The sequence below is a fragment of the Caulobacter sp. GW821-FHT11A05 genome (assembly GCF_058809015.1).
In genome coordinates this window covers 164548-190990 of sequence record NZ_JBXASF010000009.1, presented here as the reverse complement: position 1 = coordinate 190990, position 26443 = coordinate 164548, and the positions used below count along the sequence as shown (strand labels likewise).

At 69.6% G+C, this 26443-nt stretch carries 28 protein-coding genes and 1 pseudogene; 16 read left to right on the top strand and 13 right to left on the bottom strand.

The genetic code is table 11. From position 1 onward, the window contains the following. Window positions 1-2 precede the first annotated feature (2 nt). Entirely contained in the window at window positions 3-854 is an 852-nt protein-coding gene (gene mutM / locus AC1RSK_RS14730) for a bifunctional DNA-formamidopyrimidine glycosylase/DNA-(apurinic or apyrimidinic site) lyase (protein ID WP_492908320.1), read from the bottom strand. 46 nt (window positions 855-900) lie between these two features. Between mutM and AC1RSK_RS14725 the strand changes: the two genes are divergently transcribed. Together AC1RSK_RS14725 and ubiB are read left to right on the top strand one after the other, a co-directional pair. Next, complete coding sequence (locus AC1RSK_RS14725; protein WP_492908319.1) at window positions 901-1659, top strand: class I SAM-dependent methyltransferase; 759 nt, start codon at window positions 901-903, stop codon at window positions 1657-1659. Between the two features lie 2 nt (window positions 1660-1661). After that, window positions 1662-3179 (top strand): 2-polyprenylphenol 6-hydroxylase, encoded by a 1518-nt coding sequence (gene ubiB / locus AC1RSK_RS14720; protein ID WP_492908318.1) that lies wholly within the window; start codon window positions 1662-1664, stop codon window positions 3177-3179. A gap of 31 nt (window positions 3180-3210) precedes the next feature. Here the strand turns inward: ubiB and AC1RSK_RS14715 are convergent, their stop codons facing one another. After that, the gene (locus tag AC1RSK_RS14715; RefSeq protein ID WP_492908317.1) at window positions 3211-3609 is read right to left on the bottom strand and encodes an endonuclease domain-containing protein; all 399 of its coding nucleotides are present in this window, start codon (window positions 3607-3609) and stop codon (window positions 3211-3213) included. A gap of 89 nt (window positions 3610-3698) precedes the next feature. Next, on the bottom strand, window positions 3699-4259 hold the full coding sequence (locus AC1RSK_RS14710) for a hypothetical protein (RefSeq protein WP_492908316.1): 561 nt from the start codon (window positions 4257-4259) through the stop codon (window positions 3699-3701). 111 nt (window positions 4260-4370) lie between these two features. Here AC1RSK_RS14710 and coaBC point away from each other — a divergent pair, with 111 nt between their 5' ends. Continuing rightward, a complete protein-coding gene (coaBC, locus tag AC1RSK_RS14705) occupies window positions 4371-5582 on the top strand; it encodes a bifunctional phosphopantothenoylcysteine decarboxylase/phosphopantothenate--cysteine ligase CoaBC (RefSeq protein ID WP_492908315.1) in 1212 nt (403 codons plus the stop codon). Between the two features lie 27 nt (window positions 5583-5609). After that, window positions 5610-6065, top strand: a complete 456-nt coding sequence (dut, locus tag AC1RSK_RS14700) for a dUTP diphosphatase (protein ID WP_492908314.1) — start codon at window positions 5610-5612, stop codon at window positions 6063-6065. Here dut and AC1RSK_RS14695 read toward each other — a convergent pair. Beyond that, the gene (locus tag AC1RSK_RS14695) at window positions 6062-6184 is read right to left on the bottom strand and encodes a hypothetical protein (RefSeq protein WP_492908313.1); all 123 of its coding nucleotides are present in this window, start codon (window positions 6182-6184) and stop codon (window positions 6062-6064) included. The genes dut and AC1RSK_RS14695 overlap by 4 nt on opposite strands. Window positions 6185-6326: 142 nt before the next feature. Here AC1RSK_RS14695 and AC1RSK_RS14690 point away from each other — a divergent pair, with 142 nt between their 5' ends. The 10 genes and pseudogenes from AC1RSK_RS14690 to AC1RSK_RS14645 all read left to right on the top strand — a co-directional run bounded on the left by AC1RSK_RS14690 (window position 6327) and on the right by AC1RSK_RS14645 (window position 15618). After that, window positions 6327-7532: an acetyl-CoA hydrolase/transferase family protein gene (locus tag AC1RSK_RS14690; RefSeq protein WP_492908312.1), complete on the top strand. Its 1206-nt coding sequence runs from the start codon at window positions 6327-6329 to the stop codon at window positions 7530-7532. Window positions 7533-7743: 211 nt separating this feature from the next. Further along, window positions 7744-8244: a hypothetical protein gene (locus AC1RSK_RS14685; RefSeq protein WP_492908311.1), complete on the top strand. Its 501-nt coding sequence runs from the start codon at window positions 7744-7746 to the stop codon at window positions 8242-8244. 113 nt (window positions 8245-8357) lie between these two features. Further along, a complete protein-coding gene (locus tag AC1RSK_RS14680) occupies window positions 8358-8948 on the top strand; it encodes an SH3 domain-containing protein (RefSeq protein ID WP_492908310.1) in 591 nt (196 codons plus the stop codon). Window positions 8949-9097: 149 nt separating this feature from the next. Continuing rightward, window positions 9098-9169, top strand: a pseudogene (locus AC1RSK_RS14675) (hypothetical protein); the annotation flags it as partial. Between the two features lie 80 nt (window positions 9170-9249). Continuing rightward, a complete protein-coding gene (locus tag AC1RSK_RS14670; protein WP_492908309.1) occupies window positions 9250-9732 on the top strand; it encodes a MerR family transcriptional regulator in 483 nt (160 codons plus the stop codon). Window positions 9733-9821: 89 nt separating this feature from the next. Further along, window positions 9822-11603, top strand: a complete 1782-nt coding sequence (locus tag AC1RSK_RS14665) for an acyl-CoA dehydrogenase C-terminal domain-containing protein (protein WP_492908308.1) — start codon at window positions 9822-9824, stop codon at window positions 11601-11603. Between the two features lie 3 nt (window positions 11604-11606). Continuing rightward, complete coding sequence (locus tag AC1RSK_RS14660; RefSeq protein WP_492908307.1) at window positions 11607-12773, top strand: acyl-CoA dehydrogenase family protein; 1167 nt, start codon at window positions 11607-11609, stop codon at window positions 12771-12773. Between the two features lie 147 nt (window positions 12774-12920). Then, complete coding sequence (locus tag AC1RSK_RS14655) at window positions 12921-13301, top strand: VOC family protein (protein ID WP_492908306.1); 381 nt, start codon at window positions 12921-12923, stop codon at window positions 13299-13301. Window positions 13302-13303: 2 nt separating this feature from the next. Further along, the gene (locus AC1RSK_RS14650; protein ID WP_492908305.1) at window positions 13304-13765 is read left to right on the top strand and encodes an OsmC family protein; all 462 of its coding nucleotides are present in this window, start codon (window positions 13304-13306) and stop codon (window positions 13763-13765) included. A 188-nt stretch (window positions 13766-13953) separates the two neighbouring features. Next, the gene (locus tag AC1RSK_RS14645) at window positions 13954-15618 is read left to right on the top strand and encodes an ATP-binding protein (RefSeq protein ID WP_492908304.1); all 1665 of its coding nucleotides are present in this window, start codon (window positions 13954-13956) and stop codon (window positions 15616-15618) included. Window positions 15619-15771: 153 nt separating this feature from the next. Here AC1RSK_RS14645 and AC1RSK_RS14640 read toward each other — a convergent pair whose 3' ends face one another. From AC1RSK_RS14640 to AC1RSK_RS14625, 4 genes are all read right to left on the bottom strand, one after another. Further along, the gene (locus AC1RSK_RS14640) at window positions 15772-16179 is read right to left on the bottom strand and encodes a very short patch repair endonuclease (protein ID WP_492908303.1); all 408 of its coding nucleotides are present in this window, start codon (window positions 16177-16179) and stop codon (window positions 15772-15774) included. Continuing rightward, window positions 16176-16592 (bottom strand): hypothetical protein, encoded by a 417-nt coding sequence (locus tag AC1RSK_RS14635; RefSeq protein ID WP_492908302.1) that lies wholly within the window; start codon window positions 16590-16592, stop codon window positions 16176-16178. The genes AC1RSK_RS14640 and AC1RSK_RS14635 overlap by 4 nt, the downstream gene beginning before the upstream one ends. Further along, window positions 16592-17569, bottom strand: coding sequence for a cysteine synthase A (cysK, locus tag AC1RSK_RS14630; RefSeq protein ID WP_492908301.1), 978 nt, complete (start codon window positions 17567-17569; stop codon window positions 16592-16594). Before cysK ends, AC1RSK_RS14635 begins: the two co-directional genes overlap by 1 nt. A gap of 91 nt (window positions 17570-17660) precedes the next feature. Continuing rightward, entirely contained in the window at window positions 17661-18797 is a 1137-nt protein-coding gene (locus AC1RSK_RS14625) for a DNA cytosine methyltransferase (protein WP_492908300.1), read from the bottom strand. Between the two features lie 56 nt (window positions 18798-18853). On the opposite strand from AC1RSK_RS14625, the gene AC1RSK_RS14620 reads away from it, so the two are divergent. Continuing rightward, the gene (locus tag AC1RSK_RS14620) at window positions 18854-19345 is read left to right on the top strand and encodes a COG3650 family protein (protein WP_492908299.1); all 492 of its coding nucleotides are present in this window, start codon (window positions 18854-18856) and stop codon (window positions 19343-19345) included. Window positions 19346-19459: 114 nt separating this feature from the next. Here AC1RSK_RS14620 and AC1RSK_RS14615 read toward each other — a convergent pair whose 3' ends face one another. The 4 genes from AC1RSK_RS14615 to AC1RSK_RS14600 all read right to left on the bottom strand — a co-directional run bounded on the left by AC1RSK_RS14615 (window position 19460) and on the right by AC1RSK_RS14600 (window position 24344). After that, window positions 19460-21718 (bottom strand): FdhF/YdeP family oxidoreductase, encoded by a 2259-nt coding sequence (locus AC1RSK_RS14615; RefSeq protein ID WP_492908298.1) that lies wholly within the window; start codon window positions 21716-21718, stop codon window positions 19460-19462. After that, entirely contained in the window at window positions 21715-22515 is an 801-nt protein-coding gene (fdhD, locus tag AC1RSK_RS14610) for a formate dehydrogenase accessory sulfurtransferase FdhD (protein WP_492908297.1), read from the bottom strand. The genes AC1RSK_RS14615 and fdhD overlap by 4 nt, the downstream gene beginning before the upstream one ends. A gap of 234 nt (window positions 22516-22749) precedes the next feature. Next, complete coding sequence (locus tag AC1RSK_RS14605; protein WP_492908296.1) at window positions 22750-23889, bottom strand: CaiB/BaiF CoA transferase family protein; 1140 nt, start codon at window positions 23887-23889, stop codon at window positions 22750-22752. Then, window positions 23886-24344, bottom strand: coding sequence for an SAM-dependent methyltransferase (locus AC1RSK_RS14600; protein WP_492908295.1), 459 nt, complete (start codon window positions 24342-24344; stop codon window positions 23886-23888). The genes AC1RSK_RS14605 and AC1RSK_RS14600 overlap by 4 nt, the downstream gene beginning before the upstream one ends. Window positions 24345-24455: 111 nt before the next feature. Here AC1RSK_RS14600 and AC1RSK_RS14595 point away from each other — a divergent pair, with 111 nt between their 5' ends. Beyond that, window positions 24456-24917, top strand: a complete 462-nt coding sequence (locus tag AC1RSK_RS14595) for a CC0125/CC1285 family lipoprotein (RefSeq protein WP_492908294.1) — start codon at window positions 24456-24458, stop codon at window positions 24915-24917. Between the two features lie 189 nt (window positions 24918-25106). Here the strand turns inward: AC1RSK_RS14595 and AC1RSK_RS14590 are convergent, their stop codons facing one another. Then, complete coding sequence (locus AC1RSK_RS14590) at window positions 25107-26303, bottom strand: BaiN/RdsA family NAD(P)/FAD-dependent oxidoreductase (protein WP_492908293.1); 1197 nt, start codon at window positions 26301-26303, stop codon at window positions 25107-25109. Window positions 26304-26443: the final 140 nt, after the last annotated feature.

The following is a 26443-nucleotide window of genomic DNA, read 5'->3' as shown; positions in this document are numbered from 1 at the left end:
CGCTACTTCTGGCACTTGGGGCAGTAGAAGGTCGAGCGTCCCGCCTGCACCACCCGTTCAATGGTCCCACCGCAGCCCGGCGTCGGGCAGGGCTCGCCCTCGCGGTCGTAGACGCGGAAGCGGTGCTGGAAGTAGCCAAGCGCCCCGTCGGCAGCGGCGAAGTCGCGTAAGGTCGAGCCGCCGACCTCGACGGCCTCGGCCAGCACGTCCTTGATGGCGGCGACCAGGGGCGGGATGCGCTTTCTGGCGATCGAGCCGGCGGGTTTGAGCGGCGATATGCCCACCCGGTGCAGGGCCTCGGACACATAGATGTTGCCCAGCCCCGCCACGACCCGCTGGTCGAGCAGCAGGGTCTTGGGCCCCTGTTTGCGGCCGGCGAAGGCCTTGATCAGGGTGTCGGCCGTGAAGTCCGGGCCCAGCGGCTCGGGCCCCATGCCGGCGAACCAGGGGTGCAGATCGAGCTCGGCGGTCGGGGTCAGGCCCATGAAGCCGAACCGGCGGGGGTCGTAATAGGTGACCATTCCCCCCGCCTCGGTCTCGAAGATGACGTGGGCGTGCTTGGGGTCGGGATCGACCGCGCGGTCGAACTCGCCGGGGGTGAGGCCGTCGACCTCGAAACGGCCGGTCATGCCCAGATGCATGACCAGGGTGTCGCCCCGGTCCAGATGACCGAGCAGGTATTTGGCCCGCCGGTCCAGCCGCTGGATGGTGGCGCCGGTCAGCCGCTGGACGAAGCCATCGGGAAACGGAAAGCGCAGGTCCGGCCGCAGCTGCTGCACGCGGACCAGCCGATGGCCTTCCAGGGTGGGGGCCAGGCCCCGCCTAACCGTTTCGACTTCGGGAAGTTCAGGCATGGGGTCTGGCTAGCGCGGTGAAGTCTCGCGGTCTATGGACATCGACATGAGCGAACAGCGCGCCACCTTCGGTTTCCGCGATGTCGACCCGGCCGAGAAGGCGGGTCTGGTGCGGGGCGTCTTCGACCGGGTCGCCGGCAAGTACGACCTGATGAACGACCTGATGAGCGCCGGCGTCCATCGCCTGTGGAAGGACGCCGTCGCCGCCCGCCTGAACCCCCAGCCGGGCGAGGTCATCCTCGACCTGGCCGGCGGCACCGGCGACATGGCCCGGCGGTTCTCGAAAATGATGCGCGCCGCTCAGCTGCGCCGCGGTGGGCCGGACGGGACCGTCCATGTGCTGGACTACAATGGCGAGATGATCGCCGCCGGCATCGAGAAGGGCGGCGAGCCGGAGATGACCTGGGGCGTCGCCGACGCCATGCGCCTGCCGCTGCCGGACGCCTATGCCGACGCCTATTGTATCAGCTTCGGCATCCGCAATGTGACGGACGTGCCGACGGCCCTGCGCGAGGCGCGGCGGGTGCTGAAGCCCGGCGGCCGGTTCATCTGCCTGGAGTTTTCCCGGCCGGTCAGCGAGGCCCTGCGCAAGGGCTATGACCTGTGGAGCTTCAAGGCCATCCCGGCCATCGGCGAGTGGATCGTCAACGATCGCGAGAGCTACCAGTACCTGGTCGAGAGCATCCGCCGGTTTCCGGACCAGGAGACGTTCGCCGGGATGATCCGCGACGCCGGCTTCAGCCGGGTGACCTACACCAACTTCACCGGCGGCGTGGCGGCCCTGCACCAGGGTTGGGCGATCTAGGCATGGCGAGCCTGGCGGCCCTGGGCCGGTTGATCGGGACGGGCTGGGCCCTGATGCGGGCCGACGCCCTGCTGCCGCGTGAGATCGACGCCCATCTGCCGCCGACGGCCAAGGTCGCCGCCTTCTTCCTGCGCCTTCCCGCCGGCGGCGCCGCCCGCAAGGGCCGGCCCGGCGAGCGGCTGGCCCGGGTGCTGGAGGCCCAGGGCCCTGTCGCCATCAAGCTTGGTCAGTTCCTGGCCACCCGGGCCGACATCTTCGGGGCTGAGTTCGTCGAGGATCTGGCCCATCTGCGCGACAAGCTCAGCCCCTTCCCGACGGCGGAGGCCAGGGCAGAGGTGGAGCGGGCGCTCGGCCGGCCGTTGGACAGCTTGTTTTCCAGCTTCGGCGAGGCGGTCGCCGCCGCCTCCCTGGCCCAGGCCCATGAGGCGGTGCTGCTCGACGGCCGCAAGGTGGCGGTCAAGGTGCTGCGCCCCGGCGTCGAGATCCGCGCCGCCCGCGACAGCGCCGCCTTGCGGCTGGCGGCGCGATGGGCTCATGCGCTGGTTCCGCCCGCGCGTCGCCTGGAGCCCCAAGCCTTCGTCGAGATCGTCATCCGCGCGCTCGAACTTGAACTGGACCTGCGGTTCGAGGCGGCCGGGGCCGACGAACTGCGCGAGGTCATGGCCCGCGACGCCTTCATGGCCGCCCCGGCCATCGTCTGGGACGGGGTCGCCAAACGGGTGCTGACCCAGGAGTGGGCCGGCGGCCGGCCGCTGTCGTCGCCGGACGCCCTGGATGATCCGGCCTTCAACCGGCCCCCCTTTGACAGGAAAGCCCTGGCCGACAACCTGATCCGCGCCTTCCTGTCCCAGGCCCTGGACCATGGCGTCTTCCACGCCGACCTGCATGAGGGAAACCTGTTCGTCAGTCCGCCGGCCGGCCTGACCGCCATCGACTTTGGCATCGTCGGACGGATCGGGCCGATGGAGCGGCGGTTCCTGGCCGAGATCCTCTACGGCTTTTTGACGAGGGACTACGCGAGGGTCGCCGACATCCATTTCGAGGCCGGCTATGTGCCGCAGAGCCAGGACCGCGGCGCGTTTGCCCAGGCCTTGCGGGCGGTCGGCGAGCCGGTGTTCGGGCGGTCGGCCAGCCAGGTGTCGATGGGCCGCCTGCTGGCCCAGCTGTTCGAGATCACCGCCCTGTTCGACATGCACCTGCGGCCCGAGCTGGTGCTGCTGCAGAAGACCATGGTGACGGTCGAGGGCGTGGCCCGGGGCATCGATCCCGAACACGACCTGTGGGCGGCGGCCGATCCGGTCGTGCGCCGCTGGATCGCCCGTGAGCTGTCACCGGCGGCGCGGGTGCGGGAGCTGGCGGCTGAGGTTCACCGGGCCGCGCGGGCCATCGTCAAACTGGCCGAGGGCCCGCCACCGCCGACCGTGGTGGCGGTCGAAGAGAGCCCGTCGAAACTGCTGTGGTTCGCGATCGGGGCGGCGGTGTCGGGTGTGGCGCTGTTGCTGGCGGTGGTGTTGACCTAAGGGGAGGCGAGGCGCGAATCCTCCCTCCCCTTTATGAGGAGGGACAGCGAGGCGAAGCCTCGCAGGGTGGGGAAGTCGGCGGCCGCGCCAAGGGTTGGGAGTCCAGCGCCTCGAGAATCTGATCGGTTACCCCGACCATCGACTCATCCATGGCGTGGTTCCAGATTCGCAAAACCCTGAACCCTTCCCGCGTCAGGATGCGATCCCTGATCCGGTCGTGCTCCTCCTGCATGGGGTCGGCATGTCCACTGCCGTCCAGTTCGATCACCAGTCGACGACTGAAGCAGACGAAGTCCAGGTAATAGTCCCGGAACGGCGCCTGACGGCGGAAGTGACAACCCTCGGACCGAAGGGTCTTCAGCCACTTCCACAGTCGCGCTTCATGGCGCGTCAGGTTGGTCCGGAATCGTCTTGCGCGGATCGTGGACACGTCCGAGTTCCCCACCCTGGCGGCTTCGCCGCCTGTCCCTCCCCATAAAGGGGAGGGAGGGCGCCCCGCCCGCCACTGCCGTGCTTGGCCTAGCCTTCGCTGCCCGAGTCGCCGCCGCCGCGTTGCCGCCGACGGTTTCCGCCCTCCGGCCGCGCCTTGGCCTCTTCCCAGTAGGCCGCGCCTTCCTCCGGCTTGAACATCGTCCTCGGCACGCCGTCCTTGGTCGCCGCCGCGAAGGTGTTGCTCTTGGCGTCGTACATGATCTTGCCGCGCTGGCGGGTGATCACCTCGGTTCCCTTCGGGGGCTTGCTGACGAAGGCCTGGGCCTTGCGGGCGTAATCCTCGACGGTCTTGGCGCCGAAGTCCTCGCCGTTGCGGGCGAACTGCTTCTCCGCCGCCTCCTCGGCCGTCAGCCGGCGGTTGGCGGCCCACATCGGCTTGCCGTCCAGCATCGGAGGCGGCTGGGTTCGCGGATCGACCTTAGGCGTCTCGGCCTTGTCAGCCGAGGCGGCTTGCGTCGCGTCGGCCTTGGCGGCCGGCGTTCCCGCCTCGGCCTGATCGCGCGACGGCTTGCTGGCAGGGCCGCCGTCGCAGGCGGCGAGGGCGAAAACGGCGGCCAGGGCGGCCGTGGCGGTCAGGATGTGGCGCACGTCGGGTCTCCCCCTTGAGATAGCGTTGTTCGCAACAAAGATCAAAACGTGAACATTGTCGAGTCCTGTTTGGCGAACCGCGCAAAGCCGCTAGGAAGCAGCCCAAGCCTGTTGGCGAACCGGGAGCGCGGAACCTTGAGCGAGAAGCGGGTATTGCTGATCGTCGGCGGCGGCATCGCCGCCTACAAGACGCTGGAGCTGACCCGGCTCCTCCGCAAGGCGGGCGTCGGCGTGCGGCCGATCCTCACCAAGGCGGGCGCCGAGTTCGTCACCCCCCTGTCGCTGTCGGCCCTCGCCGAGGACAAGGTCTATAGCGAGCTCTTCTCCCTGACCGACGAGGCGGAGATGGGCCATATCGAACTCAGCCGCTCGGCCGACCTGGTGGTCGTGGCCCCGGCCACCGCCGACCTGATGGCCAAGGCGGCCAACGGCCTGGCCGGCGACCTGGCCGCTACCACGCTTCTCGCCACCGACAAGCCGGTGCTGATGGCTCCGGCCATGAATGTGCGGATGTGGGAGCACGCCGCCACCCGCCGCAATCTGGCGACCCTGAAGGCCGATGGCGTCTCGTTCGTCGGCCCCGATGAGGGAGCCATGGCCTGCGGCGAGTATGGCTACGGCCGCATGGCCGAGCCGGCCGCCATCTTCGACGCCATCCTCGGGATGCTTGAGGGCGGGCCGCTGAAGGGCAAACATGTGCTGGTCACCGCCGGGCCGACGGCCGAGGCCCTCGACCCGGTGCGGGTGCTGACCAACCGTTCCAGCGGCCGGCAGGGTTTCGCCATCGCCGGGGCCCTGGCCCGGCTGGGCGCGCGGGTGACCCTGGTCGCCGGGCCGGTCAGCCAGCCGACCCCGGCCGGCGTCGCCCGCGTCGACATCGAGAGCGCCCGCGAGATGCTGGCCGCCTGCCAGCAGGCCCTGCCCGCCGACGCGGCGGTCTGCGTCGCCGCCGTCGCCGACTGGCGGCCCGACGAGGCCTTCGGCATCAAGCTGAAGAAGGGTAAGGACGGCCCGCCGGCCATCACCCTGGTCGAGAACCCCGACATCCTGGCGACCCTGGCGGCCCACACGCCGCAGCGGCCCAAGGTGGTGGTCGGCTTCGCGGCCGAGACCAACGACGTCGAGAAACACGCCCTGGCCAAGCTGACCCGCAAGGGCTGCGACTGGATCGTCGCCAACGACGTCACCCAGCCGGGCGTCATGGGCGGCACGGAAAACGCCGTGATGATTGTCAGCAAGGCCGGCGTCGAGCGCTGGGACCGGGCCGGCAAGGATGAGGTGGCGATGAAGATCGCCCAAAAGATCGCTCAAGACCTGGCCTAGCCCAAGACCTGCCCAGAAGGACCTTTCGTGACTCCGACCATTCCTGTTGTTCAGCTGGCCCACGCCCAGGGCCTGCCGCTGCCCGCCTATGAGACCGCCCTCGCCGCCGGCATGGATCTGCGGGCCGCCGTCGCCGACGACGCGCCCCTGACCCTGGCTCCGATGGCCCGGGCCATGGTCCCGACGGGCCTCAGCTTCGCCGTGCCGGCCGGTTTCGAGGCCCAGGTGCGGCCGCGCTCGGGGCTGGCGGCCAAGGCGGGGATCACCTGCCTGAACAGCCCAGGCACCATCGACGCCGATTACCGGGGCGAGGTGAAGGTGATCCTGATCAATCTGGGTGAGGAAGACTTCGTCATTCGCCGTGGCGACCGCATCGCCCAGCTGGTCATCGCGCCGGTCGTGCAGGCGGCGTGGTCGGCGGTGGACAGCCTGGAAGAGACAGCGCGCGGCGCCGGCGGGTTCGGCTCAACGGGCGCGGGTTAACCCGGAAGCGTGTTCAGCCCGATGGCCAGATAGCCCAGGAAGCCCGTCGCGAAGAAGGCGCCGGCGATCCACAGCAGGGGTTTCAGGAGCCCCGAGGGCTGTTGGGCGGTCGTTTGCATGACGTAACGGCTCTTGTCCAAAAGGGGACCGGGTTCGTACGCAGAACTCGCGGACAGCCGTAAAGTTGCAGCTGTCTCCTGAACGGACGATGACATGATTCGCCTCTCGATTGATCTGGCTATCGAACAGCTCGCGCGGCGCTTGAGTGAAGCGCCCGCCGCGCGTCTGTTCGTGCCCTTCGGACCGGGCGAACCGCTCGGTTTTCGGGAGCGGATCAAGCGGGTGGAGGCCTGGCCCGACAGGGTGTGTTTCGTCGGCGCGGCCATCCCGGGGATCAACCGGACCGACTGGTCGGCCTTGCGCGAAGGCGCGACCTCGGAGGGCATCTTCGTCTCCGCCGACTGGCGCGCCGCCTTCGAGGCCGGCCGCTACGCCCTGCGGCCGCTGACCTGGTTCCAGACCTATGGCTGGCTGGGCCAGACGCCGCTCGACGCCGCCGTCTTCCAGGTCAGTCCGCCGGACGCCGAGGGCATGGTGACCTTGAGCGTTGCCAGCGATCTCGCCCCCGCCGTCATGGCCCGGCCCGAGGTGTTCAAGCTGGCCCTGATCAATCCGAACCTGCCGGCCGTGAACGGCCCGCGCTGGCCGCTGGACGCCTTCGACCTGGTCGTCGAGGATGACGGGCCGGCGCTCGACTACGACGCCGGCGATCTCGACCCGGCCTTCGAGGTTATCTCCCGCCACATCGCCGGAATCGCCCCGGATGGCGCCAGCCTGCAGTTCGGGGTCGGCAAGGCCGGCGTCGCGGCGCTGAAAGGCCTTCGCGGCCGCCGGGGCCTGAAGATCCATTCGGGCATGGTCACCGACCCGCTGGTCGAGCTGCTGGACGAAGAGGTGGTCGACAGCGTCGTCACCGGCCTGGCCGCCGGCACGGCCCGGCTGCGCGAACGTCTCGGCGACTCCCGCATCCGCTTCGCCCCCTCCAGCCACACCCACCACATCTCGGTGCTGGCCGGCATTCCTAAGCTGGTGGCGGTCAATTCGGCGCTGGAGATCGACCTGTTCGGCCAGGCCAACGCCGAGTTCCAGGGTGGCCGCCAGGTCAGCGGCATCGGCGGCCTGACCGACTTTCTGAGGGGCGCGCGGCTTTCGGAGGGCGGCCTTCCCATCCTCGCCCTGCCGGCCTCGGCCAAAGGCGACAGCATCAGCCGCATCGTGCCGCGCCTGTCGCCGGGCGTGGTCAGCGTGCCCCGCGCTGACATCGGCCTGGTGATCACCGAACACGGCGTCGCCGACCTGCGGGGCCGGACCCTGGACGAGCGGGCCCAGGCGCTGATCGGGGTGGCCAGTCCGGCGCATCGGGCCGGTCTGTCGAACGCCTGGGACGAGATGCGTCGCGGCCTTTGAATGGTTGCGCTAACATCCGCCTTCGGCCACAAGGCGCCAGGGGGCCGACCGTCGGCCAGTTTCCATAGAGTCCTGTCCGATGCGTCCTGTGTTCCAGCGTTCTGTCGCCATCACCCTGTGCGGCGCCCTGTGCGGCGTCCTCGCCTCCTCCGGCCTGGCTCTTGCGGCCGGCCCCGACCGGGGCGTCGCCCTGGAGCGCCTGCGGAAGGCCATGCCGTCCGTCTCCCGGCTCCTGCCGATCGGCGGGATGATCGCCAGTGGCGCGCGGACCCAGCTTCTTACGCTCAATCCCGGCAAGGAGGCCCAAATCAAGCCGATCGCCGACCGGGTTGGCGCCTGCACAACCGAGATTCTTGATGGGCCCAAGATCAGGGAGGCCCTGATCGCTGCGATCGAAGCGTCGGACTTTACCGAGGCGGAGCTGCTGAAAGTCGCCGCCTTCTTCGAGGCGCCGGAAACCAGCGAGATGTTCATCCACCTTGGCAAGGTCATGTCCGGCGAAATACCGCCCGAAAAGGCCGATAGCCTGCGGCCCGAAATCACCAAGCAGGCGGAAACCTATCAGAGCGATCCGGCCTTGGTCCGTTTCCAGCAGGTCTTCCACAGCAGCGGCCAGGATGTCGTGAACGGTGGGACTCTGCAGCAAGGCATGGCGCTCTGTGTCACCGAGATGAATTCGGCCGCCGCCAAGGCCGGCCTCAAGGCCGGATGATCCTGAACGGAAGACAACGGCCGCTTCCAAACCCGTTCAGGTCAGGCTGGTCATAACCCTCCTCAACGACCCGGGACGTTCCCGGGTCCGCGCTTTTCCGAGGAGACACGACCATGCAAGCGCACAGCAAGATCGCCCAAGTCGCCGGCCGGACCGGCCTGGCCCTGACCCTCGTGGCCGCCATGGGCGTCGCCGCCGTTCCGGTCGCCGCCTCGGCCCAGCCCAATGGCGTCATCGGCTGCTCGGCCCCCGGCAAGAAGCAGGAGGGCGGGGCCATCATCGGCGCCATCCTGGGTGGGCTGATCGGCAACAAGGTGGCCAAGAACGAACAGACGGCCGGGACCCTGGTCGGGGCCGGCCTGGGCGCCGCCGCCGGCAGCGCCATCGGCTGCCAGGCCCAGAAGAACCAGGCCCAGAACAGCGGCAGCTACGTCTCGAACGGCTACCGGATCGCCAACTACGTCCAGCCCGCCAACTTCCAGAAGGCCGGCGGCCGGTTTATCGCCAGCTCGACCGTCAACCTGCGGTCGGGTCCGTCCACCGGCGCCGGCAAGGTCGGCAAGCTGGCCCGCGGCGAGACCTTCACCGCCATGGCCTACGCCAAGCGCGGTGAGTGGGTCCTGGTCAGCCGCAATGGCGTCGGCGTCGGCTACGTGAGCGCCGCCTACGTCCGCCCGACCGGCTACCAGAACGCCAACTGGTAAGACTTGGAGGGGCAAACTCCTGACGGGAAGGGCCGGTTTCGATGGAAACCGGCCCCTTTCTCATTGTTGCTCCCCCCTCGGGGGAGCTGTCAGCCGCGCAGCGGCTGACTGAGGGGGTCCTCAGCAGGCGTTGGGGCCGCTTGGAAGATTTGACCCACAGACGGTGGGAACCCCCTCTACCCCGACCTTCGGTCGCGGTCCCCCTCCCCCGATGGGGGAGGAACTTTCCATTGACGTTGACGTAAGCGGGACATAACCTGCTTCCATAAGGGCAAGAACGCTACGTCAGGGAGAAGTCACCATGGTCATGGAACTACGCCGTCCCGAGCGGACCTTCACCATCCGCCAGCTCTGCACCGAATTCAAAGCCACCCCCCGCGCCCTGCGCTTCTATGAGGACAAGGGCCTGCTGACCCCCGCCCGCGACGGCATGAACCGGGTCTACAGCTACAAGGACCGGGCCCGGCTGATCCTCATCCTGCGCGGCAAGCGCGTCGGCCTCTCCCTGCAGGAGATCCGCGAGATCCTCGAGCTGTACGACGAGGGCGACGAGGCGATGCACCAGAACGCCCATTCCCTGAAGAAATTCCGCGAGAAGATCGTCGTGCTGGAGCGCCAGCGCGAGGACATCGACGGGGCCATCGCCGAGCTGCACGCCGCCTGCGAGCGGCTCGAGAAGCACCTCGCCGAAAAACGCCCCGACCTGCTGCCCAAGGCCGCCGACTACGACCAGGTGCTGCGCGCCCGGCTCGACGGCCACGCCGAGATGGCGATGGGCAAGTAGGCCCTTTCAAGCTTTACAGTTCAGGGGACCGGTTCGCGCCGGTCCCCGCTTTGCGTTTCAGCTCCACCCCTTAGCTCCACGGACCAACCATGGCCTACCAACCGCCGGTGCGCGACCACGTCTTCCTGCTTGAGGACGTGCTGAAGATCGACCAGTACGCCGAGCTACCGGCCTTCGCCGACGCCTCGCTGGACGTGGTCAAGGCCATCATCGAGGAGGCCGGCAAGTTCACCGGCGAGGTGCTGGCGCCGCTCAACAGCGTCGGCGACAAGCAGGGCTGCACCTGGCGCCAGGACAACACGGTCACCACCCCGACCGGCTTCAAGGAAGCCTACAAGCAGCTGTGCGAAGGCGGCTGGACGGGCCTGGGCTCCGACCCGGCCTATGGCGGCCAGGGGCTGCCGCACGTGGTCAACCTGAGCTTCAGCGAGATGTCGTCGAGCGCCAACATGGCCTTCTCGATGTATCCGGGCCTGGCCCACGGCGCCTACTCGGCCATCCACACCGGCGGCACCGACGAGCAGAAGGACCTCTACCTGCCCAAGATGGTCACCGGCGAATGGACCGGCACCATGAACCTGACCGAGCCCCATTGCGGCACGGACCTGGGCCTGCTGCGCACCAAGGCCGTGCCGCAAGCGGACGGCAGCTACCGCATCACCGGCCAGAAGATCTGGATCTCGGCCGGCGAGCACGACATGGCCGACAACATCATCCACCTGGTGCTGGCCCGCATCGAGGGGGCGCCGGCCGGGGTGAAGGGCATCAGCCTGTTCATCGTGCCCAAGTATCTGCCCAACGCCGAGGGCGGCGTCGGCGAGCGCCAGGAGGGCGTCAAATGCGCCGGCCTCGAAGAGAAGATGGGCATCCACGGCAACGCCACCTGCGTCATGGCCTATGACGACGCCAAGGGCTTCCTGATCGGCGAGGAGAACGCCGGCCTGCGCATCATGTTCGTGATGATGAACGAGGCCCGGCTGGGCGTCGGCATGCAGGGCCTGGCCCAGGCCGAGGCCGCCTACCAGGCCGCCGCCGAGTTCGCCAAGGACCGCCTGCAGGGCCGCTCCCTGACCGGCCCGAAGAACCCCGACGGCCCGGCCGACCCGATCCTCGTCCACCCCGACGTCCGCCGCATGCTGCTGGACTCCAAGGCCATCATCGAGGCCGGCCGCGCCTTCCTGTTCTGGACCGCGCTGCAGGGCGACCTGAGCCACGGCCACCCGGACGAGGCCGTGCGCCAGAAGGGCAATGACTACATGGGCCTGCTGACGCCGGTCCTCAAAGGCTACCTGACCGACAAGGGCTTCAAGGTCTGCGTCGATTCCATGCAGGTGTTCGGTGGGTCGGGCTTCACCGAGCACTTCCCGGCCAGCCAGTACCTGCGCGACTGCCGCATCGCCCTGATCTACGAGGGCACCAACGGCGTCCAGGCGCTCGACCTGGTCGGCCGCAAGCTGGCGGCCAACGGCGGCCGCGCCGTGATGAGCTTCTTCGCCGAGATCGACGCCTACATCGAGGCAAACAGCGGCGACGCGGGCATGAAGCCCTACCTCGACGGCCTGGCCACCGTGAAGGCCCAGCTGCAGGAAGCTACCATGTGGCTGATGCAGAACGGCCTGGCCAATCCGGACAACGCCGGCGCCGCCTCGACCGACTACATGCACCTGTTCGGCATCACGGGTCTGGCCTTCATGTGGGCCCAGATCGCCAAGGCTTGCCTGACCAAGGGAGAGGCTGATCCTTTCTATACGAACAAGCTGGTTGTCGGCCGCTACTTCGTGGAACGGATCATCCCGGAAGGGACCGCCCACCTGGCCAAGCTGAAGACCGGTTCCGCCACCCTGATGCAACTGCCAGCCGAGGCCTTCTGATCCATGCCTGCCGCCCTGCAAGTCGAGCGCACCCCCTCCCTGGCCGAGGAGGACCTCGTCATCTTCGAGGACTCGGTGCGCCGCTTCTTCCAGGACAGGGCTCCGGAATCCCGCGTCGCCAAATGGCGCGAGGACGGCGTCGTCGAGCGGGCCTTCTGGACCGAAGCGGCGGAGGCGGGCCTGGCCTGCCTCTCCATGCCCGAGGAATACGGCGGCATGGGCGGCGACTACCGGCATGAAGTCGTGCTGATGGAGCAGATCGGCCTGCAGGGCGTCGACGGTTTCGGCATCAGCCTGCACAACGCCATCGTCGCGCCCTACATCCTCCACTACGGCACCGAAGAGCAGAAGCGCCGCTGGCTGCCGCGCATGGCCAATGGCGAGCTGGTCACCGCCATCGCCATGACCGAGCCCGGCGCGGGCTCGGACCTGCAGGGGATCAAGACGACGGCGCGCCTCGACGGCAACCAGTACGTCATCAATGGCTCCAAGACCTTCATCACCAACGGCCAGACCGCCAACCTGGTCATCGTGGTGGCCAAGACCGACCCGAGCCAGGGCGCCCGCGGCACCAGCCTGCTGGTCGTCGAGACCGACGGGGCCGAGGGCTTCGAGCGTGGCCGCAACCTCGACAAACTGGGCCAGGAGGCGGCCGACACCTCCGAACTGTTCTTCAACGACGTCCGCGTGCCGACCGTGAACCTGCTCGGCGGCGACGAGGGCCAGGGCTTCTTCCAGCTGATGGGCCAGCTGCCGCAGGAGCGGCTGGGCATCGCCGTCCAGGGCATGGCTGCGATCGAGCGGGCGCTGGAGCTGACCATCGGCTACGTCAAGGACCGCAAGGCCTTCGGCAAGGCGATCATCGACTTCCAGAACACCCAATTCGTGCTGGCCGAATGCAAGACCGAGGCGACCGTCGCCCGGGTCTTCGTCAACGACTGCATCGAAAAACACCTGAAGGGCAAGCTCGACGCGGCGACCGCCTCGATGGCCAAATACTGGGTCACCGACCTGGAGAACTCGATCATCGACCGCTGCCTGCAGCTGTTCGGCGGCTTCGGCTACATGGCCGAATACCCGATCGCCCGCATGTACCGCGACAGCCGGGTGCAGCGCATCTACGGCGGCACGAACGAGATCATGAAGGTGCTGATCGCCCGGACGCTGTAACCCTCCAATCCGCCCGATCGTCCCGACGAAAGTCGGGATCCAGGGGCCGCTGTCGGACAAAGGCTGTGCTCGTTCTTATGACTCTCTTGGGTCCGTGGACACTGGATCCCGACTTTCGTCGGGAAGGTCGGAAGTGGGGTTAGGCCGGTGATTGATCATCTCTCATTGTCAGTCCGCGATCTCCAGGCTTCCGCCGCCTTCTACGAAGCCGTCCTCAGCCCCCTCGGCTACCGCCGCCTCGTCGAGCGCGAGGCCACGGTCGGGTTCGGCAAGCGCTATCCCGAGGTCTGGCTGAACCATCGGCCAAACCGCAGCCCGGAGCCCGGCGACACCGGCCTGCACATCTGCCTGCGGGCCCGCGACCAGGCCAGCGTGCAGGCCTTCCACCAGGCCGCCCTCGACCATGGCGGGACCGATGACGGCCCGCCCGGCCCTCGCCAGGCGGCGATGACCGGCTACTATGCCGCCTTCATCAAGGACCTCGACGGCAACCGGCTCGAGGCCGCCACCTTCCCGCTGGAGGCCTGAGCATGGCCAGCTATACCGCCACCATCGACTGGGCTTTGCAGCCGGGCGAGGACTTCATCGCCGGCAAATACAGCCGCCGCCACACCGTCGCGTTCGACGCCGGCATCACCGTGCCGGCCTCGGCCTCGCCGCATGTGGTGCCCGCGCCCTGGTCGGCCGCCGACGCCGTCGACCCCGAGGAGATGCTGGTCGCCGCCATCTCCAACTGCCACATGCTGAGCTTCCTGTGGGTCGCCTCCAAGGCCGGGTTTTCGGTACTCAGCTACCGCGACGAGGCCGAAGGGGTGATGCGCAAGAACGCCGAGGGCCGGATCGCGGTCACCCGGGTCGCCCTGCGGCCCGCCATCGCCTTCGACGGCCGCCAGCCGACCGCCGAAGAGCTCGACCACCTCCACCACGAGGCCCATGAGGTCTGCTACATCGCCAACTCGGTGAAGACCGAGATCGTGGTCGAAAAGCCCTGACCGGCCAGGACTTCTCAACACGGGTCATTAACCAAAACATAGACCCGTGTTCTTTCACTGAGTCTTAGGACCCTGCGCCCCACTGTTCCCCTATGTCAGGGGAAGAAGCCATCTCAGCCACGGCCGCCAACGAGCCTGGGGCTGATCGTTTCGGGCTGGCGGGTGTGATCGCCGCCCGGCGAAAGCACATGCCGATCCGGCTGATGACGGCTGTCGGCGTCGCCGCGGGCCTGCATCTGACCTTCGGCTGGACCTGGGCCTGGGCCTGGGCCGCCCTCTACACGGCCGCGCAGGGCTTCGACCACTTCACCGGCGTGCAGCTGCTCAAGCACCGCATCGACACCCCCTTCCAGGCGGCCCGCGCCGCCCTGATCACCTTCCTGCCCTCGTCCATCGCCTTCGGGTCCCTGGCGCCGGTGCTGTGGCAGGGCATCGACCGATACGGCCCGGCCCTGGCGATGATCGTCGTCGCCACCGCCATGACCAACCTGATCGCCATCTGCCGCGGCAGCCGCATCGCCTTCGCGGCCGGCTGCCTGCCCTACGGCCTCTACCTGCTGGTCCTGCCGCTGCTCGACATCGACACCGCCCCGGGGCCGCTGGTCTCGACCATGATGATCGCCGTCGGCCTGGTCATCCTCAACATCATCGGCGCCTGGCTGACCACCGAGGAGGCCCGCAAGATCTCCGACGACGCCCGCGCCGAGGCCGAGCTGCGCCGGACCGAGGCCGAGGCCGCCACCCAGGCCAAGAGCGCCTATGTGGCGATGATCAGCCACGAGCTGCGCACTCCGATCAGCGCCATCCTGGCCGGCGCCGCCGAGACCGAGCGGGCGGGTCATCCGCAGGGCCGGCTGATCGGCGAGGCCGGGCGGATGATGACCACCCTGCTCGACGACATGCTCGATCTCTCCAAGCTGGAAGCCGGCCGGATGAGCGTCGAGGCCGTCGATTTCGACCTGCGCACGGCCGTGCTCGACGCCGTCCGGTCCTGGCGGCCGCAGGCCCGCGCCAAGGGCCTGCGCATGCGCATCCTCGGCGCCCGCCATCTGCCCGGCTGGGTCAGCGGCGACCCGACCCGCATGCGGCAGGTGGTCAACAACCTGCTGTCCAACGCCCTGAAGTTCACCAAGGAAGGCTGCGTCACCCTGCAGCTGACCGGCAAGGCCATGGATGACGGCGCCTATGCCGTCACCATCGCCGTCGACGACACCGGCCCCGGCATGACGCCGCAGCAGCTGGACCGCCTGTTCATGCCGTTCGAGCAGCTGGGCGTGCAGACCGCCCGCACCCACGGCGGCACCGGTCTTGGCCTGATGATCAGCCGCGAGCTGGCCCGGCTGATGGGCGGAGACATCACCGTCGTCAGCGCGCCCGGCGAAGGGGCCGTCTTCACCCTGTCCCTGACCCTGCCCGCCACCGAGGCCCCGGCCGCCGTCCAGGCGCCTCAGGCCGTCGAGGCCCGGGTGCTGGTCGTCGACGACCACGCCGTCAACCGCCAGGCCATCGGCCTGGTGCTGGCCCCGCTGGGCATCGTCCCGGAGACTTCCGCTTCGGCCGAGGAGGCTCTCGAACGGCTGGCCATCGAGACCTTCGACGTGGTGCTGATGGACGTCTACATGCCCGACATGGACGGCCGCGAAGCCACCCGCCAGCTGCGGGCCATGAAGGGCCCCAACCAGAACGTGCCGGTCATCGCCATCACCGCCTCGGCCACGGCCCGCGACTGGGAAGCCTGCCTCGCCGCCGGCATGACCGGCCACGTCGCCAAGCCGATCGAACCGGCCCAGCTGTACGCGGCGCTGGAAGTGGCCCTGTCGGGGGCTCAGCGGTCGGCGGCGGTGGCGGCCTAGCCACCTCCAACAAGCAAGGCGCTGTCATCCTCCGGCCGCGAAGCGGACCGGGGGACCCATCTGTCCGCGTGAAAGCGGCCTGAGAGTCTTTCGAGGGCCGCCTTGGGTCCCCCGATCGCCCTGCGGGCGTCGGAGGATGACAGCTTGGGAGGGTTAGGCGAGCAGCTGTTCCAACCGCTCCTTGAGCGTCGCCTCATCCTTCATCTCGCACTCCCAGATCGTCTCGACCCGCCAGCCCGCCGCCTCCAGCGCTGCCCGGTTCACGACGTCCCGGGCCCGGTTGCGACCCACCTTGCCCAGCCAGTAGTCGCGATTGGCCTTGGGCACCCGCGCCCCCCGCGCGCAGTCGTGCCCATGCCAGAAGCAGCCATGCACGAAGATCGCCAGCCGCCGCCCGGCCATGACGATGTCCGGCTTGCCGGGCAGGTCCTTGCGATGCAGCCGGTAGCGGACCCCCAGCGATGTCAGCAGCCGGCGCACCTTCAGCTCCGGCGTCGTGTCGCGCCCCTTGACCCGCCGCATGACGGCGGAGCGCTTCTCCGGACTGTAGACGTCGGTCACCGGCTCCGGCGGGCGGCGAGCCGTTCGAACTCGGCGCGCGGGAACTGCGGGGCCGAGCAGCTGTTGGTGCGCCACCGGCCTTCGCTGCGATAGGCGATGACGAGGTAGGTCCGGCCGCGCTGGAAGCGGATGCCGCACATCCCGCCGGTCTCCTCGCCGTGGACGATCCTGCGCACCCGCTGCCGCTCGCCCTTCAGCGTCCTGCTGACCAGGAACCGGGTCGTCGCCGTCGGCGTCCCGCCGTCGCGGTGCAGGATTTCCCGCCCGTCGGCCCGGCCGACGAAGATCACCTCGGCCTTGGCGAACTGCTCGGCGGCGCTGCGGTAGCGCAGGCAGCTGCAGGCCAGGGCCGTGGTCGCCGACAGCGCGGTCAGCACCAGGGCGACGAGGAGAACCCGCGAGGCCCGAGGCATCACAGCCCCTCGAACAGCGCCGTCGACAGATACCGCTCGGCGAAGCTGGGGATGATGGTGACGATCAGCTTGCCTTCGTATTCCGGCCGGCTGGCCAGTTCGAAGGCGGCGACCAGGGCCGCGCCCGAGGAGATGCCGACCGGCAGGCCCTCGACGGCGGCGGCCTTGCGGGCCATGGCGAAGGAATCGTCGTTGCTGACCTGGACGATGTCGTCGATGACGCCGCGGTCGACGTTGACCGGCACGAAGCCGGCCCCGATGCCCTGGATCTTGTGCGGGCCCGGCTGGCCGCCCGACAGCACGGCGCTGTTCTCCGGCTCGACCGCGACCATGCGCAGCGACGGCTTGCGGGCCTTCAGCACCTGGCCGACGCCGGTGATGGTGCCGCCGGTGCCGACGCCGCTGACCACGGCGTCGACGCGGCCGGCCGTGTCGTTCCAGATCTCCTCGGCGGTCGAGATGCGGTGGATGTAGGGGTTGGCGGCGTTCTCGAACTGCTGGGGCATCACCGAGCCGGGGATTTCCTCGAGAATCTCGGTGGCCCGGGCGACGGCGCCGCGCATGCCGCGCTCGGCCGGGGTCAGCTCCAGCTTGGCGCCGAGCAGCAGCAGCATCTTGCGGCGCTCGATCGACATGCTCTCGGGCATGACCAGGATCAGCTTGTAGCCCTTGGCGGCGGCGACGAAGGCCAGGGCGATGCCGGTGTTGCCGCTGGTCGGCTCGACGATGGTGGCCCCGGGGGTCAGCTTGCCGTCGGCCTCGAGCTGCTCGATCATCGACACGCCGATGCGGTCCTTGACCGACGACAGCGGGTTGAAGAACTCCAGCTTGGCGACCACCTCGGCCCGGGGCTTGAGCTCGGCCGACAGCCGGGGCAGGCCGACGATCGGGGTGTCGCCGATCAGGTCCAGCACCGAGGGGAACATCTTGCCACGCCCGGCGCGGCTGTAGCGGGCGGTGTCGAAGTTATGGGTCATGGCGGCTTCCGAGGCGGTCTCGCGTGGGGTTGTGGCGCAAGTCTAGGGAGCCGCGCGCTGTTCCGCCACATGAGATCGTCTGCGGACGCCTTCAGGCGGCGGCGCGGCCGGCCCCCAGCAGCAGCGGCTCCAGCAGGCCCCCGGCCAGCCAGCGCACGACGGGGACGCAGACCCCGTCGCCAATAACATGCAGGCTGCCTGTTTGTGATTTCGGCAGCTGGTAGTCGTCGGGCAGGCCCATCAGGCGGGCGCCTTCACGGCCGGTGAGCAGGCGGGAGCGGACCGTTCCGCCCTCGGCGACCAGGATCATCTGGCGCGAGGAGCCGCCGCGCGGCGTGCGCAGACAGCCGGCGGCGCCGTCCAGCCGGATCTCGGCCTTGGGCACGCCGGCCCGGGTGCGGCGGAAGACAGCGGCGACCACCCGGCCCCCTGAACGGGCTTGGGCGTGGGCGGCGGCGTCGAGGCGCTGGCGGTGCAGCGGCGACATCTGGGCCAGCAGGACGGCGGTCTGGGCCTCGCTGCGCCAGGCGACGTCGTCGTCCGGTTCAAGGAGATCGGCCAGGCTGGTGTTGCGGGCCGGCGGGGAAGGCAGCCGCCAGTCGATCCAGTGTTGGCGCAGCTCGGCCGGCAGGCGGTCGCGGGCGGCCAGCACGGCCGGGCTGCGGAAGGCTTCGCCGCCGGTCAGTTCGGCCGGAACCGGATCGCGGGTGGCGATGACGAAGACCCTTGGCCGCGACTGCGGCAGGAAGGCGGCGGCGTCGATCTCCAGGGCCCCGAAACGGTAGCCCTCGCCGGCCAGCGCCGCGCAGAGGGCGGTGAAGTCGGCCCCGCCGTGCGAGGTCAGCAGGCCGACGACATTCTCGACCACCACAGTGCGGGGCGCGCGGCCCTCGGCGGCCAGGGCCTGGACCAGCCGCCAGAAGCCGAAGAAGGCGCCCGAGCGGCCGCCCTTCAGGCCGGCGCGGCCGCCGGCCAGGCTGAAGTCCTGGCAGGGCGAGGAGGCCCAGGCCAGGTCGGCCTGGCCGGGCAGGGCGCCGGGCTGCACCTGCCAGACGTCGCCTTCGTGGAAGTGCAGCTCGGCGTCGGCGAAGTTGGCGCGGTAGGCGCCGGCCTTCACCGGATCGAAGTCGTTGGCGAAACCACAGGCCCAGCCCGCGCCGAGACCCAGCCGGGCCATGCCGCCGCCGGCGAAGAATTCAAGGAAGCGGAGCGGGCCATTTCGACTCATCGGCTTATGAGTCTAACCTGCGTCGCGCGGGCGCAAAGCCCGAACAGGGGAAACACATGCGTCCGATCGCCTTCGCCGTCCTGACCGCTGGCATCATCGCCCTCGCCGCCTGCTCGCCCGAGGCCCCCGGCGGCGGTGAGGCCGCCCCGCCCGCCGACGCCCCGCCGGCCGCCGCCCAGGCGCCGGGCGAGCCGCAGGTGACCACGTCGGTCGACCCGGCCGCCCCCTTCCGCGGCGACTTCGCCCTGATCGGCACCGAGCCCTTCTGGCGGCTCGACGTGAAGGGCACGACCCTGGTGCTGACCCGTCCCGACCCCGAGCCGGCGGTGACCGCCACCAACGCCGGCCTGGCCGCCACTTCCGGCAAGGCCATCTGGACCGCCCAGGCCGGAACCACGAGCGTGGTGGCCACCCTGTCGGCGGGAACCTGCTCCGACGGCATGAGCGACCGAGTCTATCCGTATGCGGCGGAGGTCAAGGTTGGGGATCTGGTGCTGAAGGGCTGCGGGATTTCGGCGGAAGAGCTGGCGAAGCTGCCCCAGCCGTAACGGTTCGCCTCTGGGCTTCCCTTCTCCCCTTGTGGGAGAAGGGACACTCACGGCGGCTGATGCGGTCTTGGGCGGGGTTCCGACGCCGGATGGGTCGTCAGACGTCGTGAGCAGTCAGACCGCCTTGGTCATCCGCACCGGCATCGACTTATACGCTGGCGTCCCGCTCCTCCGATCGCGCTCCGACAAAGCCAGCAACGGATTGGCCTCCGGATAATAGGCCGCCAGGCACCCCCTCGGCAGGTCCCGGGCCACCGCCGTGAAGCCACGCAGCACCCGCTCCACCCCGCCGTCGAAGGCGCAGGCCAGGTCGATGCGATCGCCGTCGGCCAGGCCCCGCGCCGCCAGGTCGTCGGCATGGGCGAAGACCACGTCGCGCCGGCCCTTCACGCCCCGATAGCGGTCGTTCATCCCGTAGATGGTGGTGTTGTACTGGTCGTGGCTGCGCAGGGTGGTGAGGATCAGCACCTCCGGATCGCCGCGCGTCGGGTCGTCGACCGCCGCATCGTCCGAGGCATAGGGCAGGAAGGCGGCCTTGCCGCTGGCCGTGGCCCAGACCCGTTCCGCTGTCGGCACCGGCAGGCGGAAACCGCCCGGCGTGCGGATACGGGCGTTGTAATCCCCGAACAGCTCGGGAAACACCTGCTCGATCAGCTCGCGCACTCGGTCGTAGTCGGCGGCCAGGCCGCGCCAGTCGACGTGGCGGTCCTCGCCGAAGGTGGCCAGCGCCAGCTCGGCGACGATCCAGGGCTCCGACCGCAGATGCTCGGAGGCCGGCTGCCGCATGCCCCGGCTGGCGTGGACCATCGACATGCTGTCCTCGACCGTCACCGACTGGCGCCCCGTGGCCTGGACGTCGATCTCGGTGCGGCCCAGGCACGGCAGCACCCAGGCCTGCTTGCCGGTCAACAGGTGGGTGCGGTTCAGCTTGGTGGCGATGTTGACCGTCAGGTCGAGCCTCTTGAGGGCCGGGAAGGTCAGGGCCGGGTCGGGCGCGGCGACGGCGAAGTTGCCGCCCAGGGCGATCATCGCCTTCACCGTGCCCTCGCGCATGGCCTCGATGGCCTCGGAGACGGTGTGGCCGTGGGCGGTCGGCTGCTTGAAGCCGAAGGTCCGCTCCATGGCCGCCAGCAGGGCGGGCGAAGGCTTTTCCGTGATGCCGACCGTGCGGTCGCCCTGGACGTTGGAATGGCCGCGCAGGGGGCAGATGCCGGCCCCGGCCCGGCCGATATGGCCGCCGAGCATCAACAGGTTGGCCAGCTGCTGCACCAGGCTGGAGGCCGAGCGATGCTGCGTCATACCCATGCCGTAGCAGAGGATGATGGCCTTGGACCGCGCATAGATGTCGGCGGCGTCCTCCAGCTCGGCCCGGGTCAGGCCCGAGCGGGCCTCGATCCAGCCCCAGTCGGCGGCGGCGACCTGGGCGGCCAGGGTCGTAAAGCCGGTGGTGTGCCGGGCGATGAAATCGTGGTCCAGGGCGTCCCGCTCGATCAGCAGCTTCATCAGCCCGGTCAGCACGGCGACGTCGCCGTTCACCTTCGGCTGGAAGTAGCGGCTGGCGATGTCGGTGCCGGTCAGGGTCAGCATCTCGACCGGGTCCTGCGGACTGGCGAACTTCTCCAGCGCCCGCTCCCGCATCGGGTTGAAGACGACGATGGCGGCGCCCCGGCGGGCGGCGTCCCGCAGGGTCGACATCATCCGCGGATGGTTGGTGCCGGGGTTGTGGCCGAAGCTGAAGATGGCGTCGGCGTGGTCGAAGTCCTCCAGGCTGACCGAGCCCTTGCCCAGGCCCAGCTGCTCGGCCAGGCCGACGCTGGTCGGCTCGTGGCACATGTTGGAGCAGTCGGGGAAGTTGTTGGTGCCAAAGCGCCGGCCGAAGGTCTGGAACAGGAAGGCTGCCTCATTGGAGGCGCGGCCGGAGGCGTAGAATTCAGCCTGGTTGGGATCGGGCAGGGCGCGCATGGCGGCGCCGATGGCGGTCATCGCCTCCTCCCAGCTGGCCCGCTGGAAGCGATCGCTGGCTGGGTCGTAGCGCAGCGGTTCGGTCAGCCGGCCGAGGTTCTCCAGGTCGTGGTCCGACCATTGCCAGAGCTGCGCGATCGTGTGGGCGCCGACCGCCTCGGGCGTGGCCCGGTGGGCCGTGGTCTCCCAGGCGACGGCCTTGGCCCCGTTCTCGCAGAATTCGAAGGAGGAGGTGTGTTTGGGGTCCGGCCAGGCGCAGCCGGGGCAGTCGAAGCCGTCCGGCTGGTTGGCGTCGAGCAGCGCCTGGCCGCCCTTGGCCACCGTGTCCTGGTCGGCCAGCACGCCGGCCACGGCCTTCAGCGACCCCCAGCCGCCGGCCGGCGGGGTGTAGGGCTTGACGCCTTTGGTCATTTGATCCGCTCAGCCCCGGTGAAGACGGTGAAGCCGTCGGCTCGGGCCAGGGCGATCAGGGTCAGGTTGGACTCCTCGGCCTTGCGCAGGGCCAGGGCTGTCGGGGCCGAGATGGCGGCCAGGATGGGGAAACCGGCGACGGCGGCCTTGTCGACCATCTCGTAGCTGCAGCGGCTGGTCAGCAGGCAGAGCGGGGCGGTGATCCTGGCCCTGGCGGCGGCGCCGATCAGCTTGTCGAGGGCGTTGTGGCGGCCGACGTCCTCGCGGACCAGCCGCAGGGTCCCGTCGGCGTCGGCCAGGGCGGCGGCGTGGGCGGCGCGGGTCAGATTTCCCAGCGCCTGCTCGCGCTCCAGCGCCTCGAAGGCCCTGGCGATGGCGTTGCTGGGGATGGTCGGCCCGTCGGCCAGCGCCGCCAGCGGCCGCACGGCGGCGGCCAGCCGCTGCACCCCGCACAGGCCGCAGGACGACCGCCCCTCCATCGTCCGGGCCCGCGCCCTGGCCCGTCCGGCCCGGCCGCCGGCCGTCAGCCGCACATCGACCTGCACCCCCTCGGCGACGACCTCCACGGTGACATCGCCGATCTGGTCGATGTCGGCGATGCGTTCGGACAGGGTGAAGCCGACGGCCAGGTCCTCGATATCGGCGGGGGTGGCCATCAGCACCGCATGCGGCCGGCCGTCATAGAGGATGCCGATCGGGGCCTCGTCGGCCAGGGGACGCTCGATGGCCTGGTCGGTCCCGGCGCGGCGCCATTGGCGCCCGGACCGGACCTCCATCACGGGGGGAAGCAGGGACATGGGGGGAGGTTACGCCTGTGGGCCTTGGAGGCAACCGGCGGCGCGCGATGTCAAACTCTCTCCCCGCTTGCGGGGGGAGGACCGCTCTGGAGCGTGAGCGACAGAGCAGGAGGGGGGCAAGTCCGTTTCAGGAGGAACCTCCCCACCGCCGGCGGGGCCCGCCTCCTGGTTTCTCGCTTGAGGCTCGAAACCTGTCCTCCGCCCGCTATCGCGGGTGGAGAGTTTCCGTTGCCGCTAGCCTTCACCCAGGACTTCATCCGTATGCTCGCCGAGCTTCGGCGAGCGCACCGCCGGCATCCGCTCCCCGTCGATCAGGATCGGCGCCGCGAGCATATGCAGGCCCTGCGGCCGGTCCGGGTGCTCGATGACGTCGCGCATTCCCACCTCGGCGACGAAGGGGTTGTCCAGCGCCTGGAAGACGTCGTTGACCGGCCCGAACGGCACGCGGCCGGCCAGCAACGCCGTCCATTCCGCATTGGTGCGCGTCTCGAACAACCCGTCGATGGCCTGCGTCAAGGCCGCCAGGTTGGCGCGCCGCGCGGCAAGGTCGGCGAACCTCGCATCAGCCGCCAGGTCCGGCCGTTCCGCCAGGTCGCACAGCTCCCGCCAGAACTTCTCGGTCATGCACATCAGCTGGCCGTAGCCATCGGCCGTCTTCACCCGCTGGACCGGGGCCAGCGACGGATGCGCCCCGGCCGGCAGGCGGGTGGCCGGATGGCCCTCGTTCATCGCCCAGATGGCGGGATAGCTCAGCTGGTGCAGGGCCACGTCGAACAGGCTGACGTCGACGTCGCAGCCCACGCCGGTGGTTCGCGCCGACAGCAACGCGCTGACCACGGCGAAGGCGAAGGTCGAGCCGGACATGAAGTCGATGATCGAGACGCCCATACGCGAGGGCGGCCCATCGGGCTCGCCGGTCAGGCTCATCAGCCCGCATTCGGCCTGCATCGGATAGTCGTAGCCGGGCCAGGCCTCGCGGCTGTTGTTCCGGCCATAGGCCGACAGGCTGCCGCAGACGATGGCCGGGTTCACGCCTTTGAGCGCCTCATAGGTGATCCCGAGCTTGGCCGGCTGGTCGCCGCGCAGGTTGTTGACCACCACCTCGGCGCCCTTCACCAGCCGCTCGAAGTCGGGGCGCTGGGTCTTCAGGTCCAGCGCCACGCTCTTCTTGTGACGCGAGAAGGTCTGGAAATACTGGCTGTCGTGCTCGCCCAGCAGGTAGGGCCCGGTCGGCCGCGAGGCGTCGCCGCCGAGGCCGGGGGCCTCGACCTTGATCACCTCGGCCCCCAGCTCGGCCATCAGCAGGGTGGCGTAGGGTCCGGCCCCGAAATGCTCCAGGGTCAGGACGCGGACGCCCGCCAGCGGCCGTCTCACCAGTAGGCCTCCATGATCTCGCGGGCCCAGGCCGGCTCGCGCACCTCGCCGCGCGGCAGGAAGCCGGTCAGCACCGGCTTGATGTCCAGCACCGGGGTGCCGTCGATGGCGTCCAGCCCCTCGACAATGACCTCGCGGCCCTCGACAGCGACGATGGAACAGACAGTGACGCCCAGCCGATTGGGCCGGTTCTTGCCGCGCTGGGCGAAGATGCCGACCAGCGGCCAGTCCTTGCGGCCGCGCGGGTGGCGGGCCCCGCTGACGATCTGGTCGTCCGTCACCTGGTCGAAGACGAAGATGATCTCGGCGTGGGAGAAATCGCCGAGGCTGGCCAGGGCTTCGGCCGGCAGATGATCGGCCAGCACCAGCCGGGCGCGGCTTCCGCCCCAGTCATCGTCGATGGCTTCGGCGCGGCCGCCGCGGACGTGGGCGATCGCTTCGAGGGTGAAGGTCATGGCGCGCTCCCCTTGGATGGGGGTTCGCTTAGACCCGCCGGGCCGGGGCGACAATGCGGCAGGCGGAACTTCGGTCGGTGGAAGCTGGTTTTCCTGGCAAGGAGAAACGCCATGCGCCCCATGCTCTGCGCCCTCGCCGCCCTGACCCTGGGCGTGACAGCCTGCGCCACCCCGACCACCTACGGGCCCCAGGCCGACGCCCGGGGTGTCGGCTTCAGCGACTACCGCATCGAGACCGGCCGCTACCGCGTCACCTTCCAGGGCGGCCCCGGCGCGCCGCCGGAACAGGTCAGCGACTTCGCCCTGCGCCGGGCGGCCGAGGTGGTGGCCCGCGACGGCTATGACTGGTTCCGGGTGGTCGACCGCTTCGGCGAGCGCACCGGCTCGCGCGGCGGCGGCACGACCATCGGCATCGGCGGCGGCACGGGCGGCTATCGCTCGGGCGTGGGGGTTGGGGTGGGCACGACCTTCGACCTGTCGGGCGGGCCGGGCTACCGTCAGACGCTGGAAGTGCTGGCCGGCAAGGGGCCGAAGCCCGAGGGCGCCTATGACGCGCGGGAGATCGCGGGGTAGCGCGCGCTCCCTCCCCTTTATGGGGAGGGACAGACGGCGAAGCCGTCAGGGTGGGGAAGTCGGATGCAGCCCACCCAGAGCCAACCGTCCAGACCCCCAAGACCCCTCACCGTCCCAGCTTGAACCCGCGTTCCCCACCCTGCGGGGCTTCGCCCCGCTGTCCCTCCCCATAAAGGGGAGGGAGGGGTTCTACACCGCCTGCCCGGCGACGAACCCCGACGCCCAGGCCCACTGGAAGTTATAGCCGCCCAGCCAGCCGGTGACGTCGACGACCTCGCCGATGAAGTAGAGGCCCGGCACGCCGCGGGCGGCCATGGTCTTCTGGTCCAGGCCCCGGGTATCGACGCCGCCCAGGGTGACCTCGGCGGTGCGATAGCCTTCCGAGCCGACGGGCTTGATGCGCCAGGCGTTGACCGCCTCGGCCGCCGCCCGCAGCGCCTTGTCGGACTGGTCGGCCATGTTGCCGGGCGCGCCGTGGCTCTCGGCGACCAGGATCGCCAGGCTCTTGGGCAGTTTCCAGGCCAGCACCGTGTGCAGGGCGCTCCTGGGGTGCTCGGTCCGCGCGCCTTTCAGGAAGGCGAAGATGTCCTGGCCGGGGGCCATGTCGACGACGATCTCCTGGCCCTCGCGCCAGTAGCTGGAGATCTGCAGCACGGCCGGGCCGCTGAGGCCCCGGTGGGTGAACAGCAGGTCCTCGGTAAAGCGGGTCTTGCCGGCCCCGACCACCGCCTGCTGGATGGCCACCCCGGCCAGCGGCTTGAGCTGGTCCAGCACATGCACGGCGAAGGTCAGCGGCACCAGGGCCGGCCGGGTCTCGGTGACCTCGACCTCGAACTGCCGGGCCAGCTCGTAGCCGAAACCGGTCGCCCCCATCTTCGGGATCGACTTGCCGCCGCAGGCCACCACCAGGCTCTCGCAGCCGACCCGCCCGCCGCCGACGGCGACCTCGAAGCCGCTGTCGGTCTGTTCGACCCGGTCAATCTCGGTCCCCGTCCGCAGGACCACGCCGGCCGCCTTCATCTCGGCCAGCAGCATGGCGATGATCTGCTTGGCCGAGTCGTCGCAGAACAGCTGGCCAAGCGTCTTCTCATGCCAGGCGATGCCGTGGCGCTCGACCAGGGCGATGAAGTCGCGGGGCCGATAGCGACTGAGCACCGACTTGCAGAAGTGGGGGTTGGACGACAGGTAGCGGTCGGCCTTGTCGCCCTCGAGGTTGGTGAAGTTGCAGCGGCCGCCGCCGCTGATGCGGATCTTTTCGCCAGGCGTCGCGGCATGGTCGAGAACCAGCACCGACCGCCCACGCTTTCCCGCCTCGATCGCACACATCATCCCGGCGGCGCCGGCGCCGATCACAATGACGTCGAAAGTTTCCGGCTTGAGTTTCATGCGGCGCTTCGATCCCAGCGGGGCCCGGGAGTCAACGGAAAGGAATCTTGAGAACGATTCTCATTGCAAGCTTGAAACAGTGCGACTAAGAACGCCTCGCAATCGCACGCGACGGGCTGTCGCAGGCGACGACTTCAAGT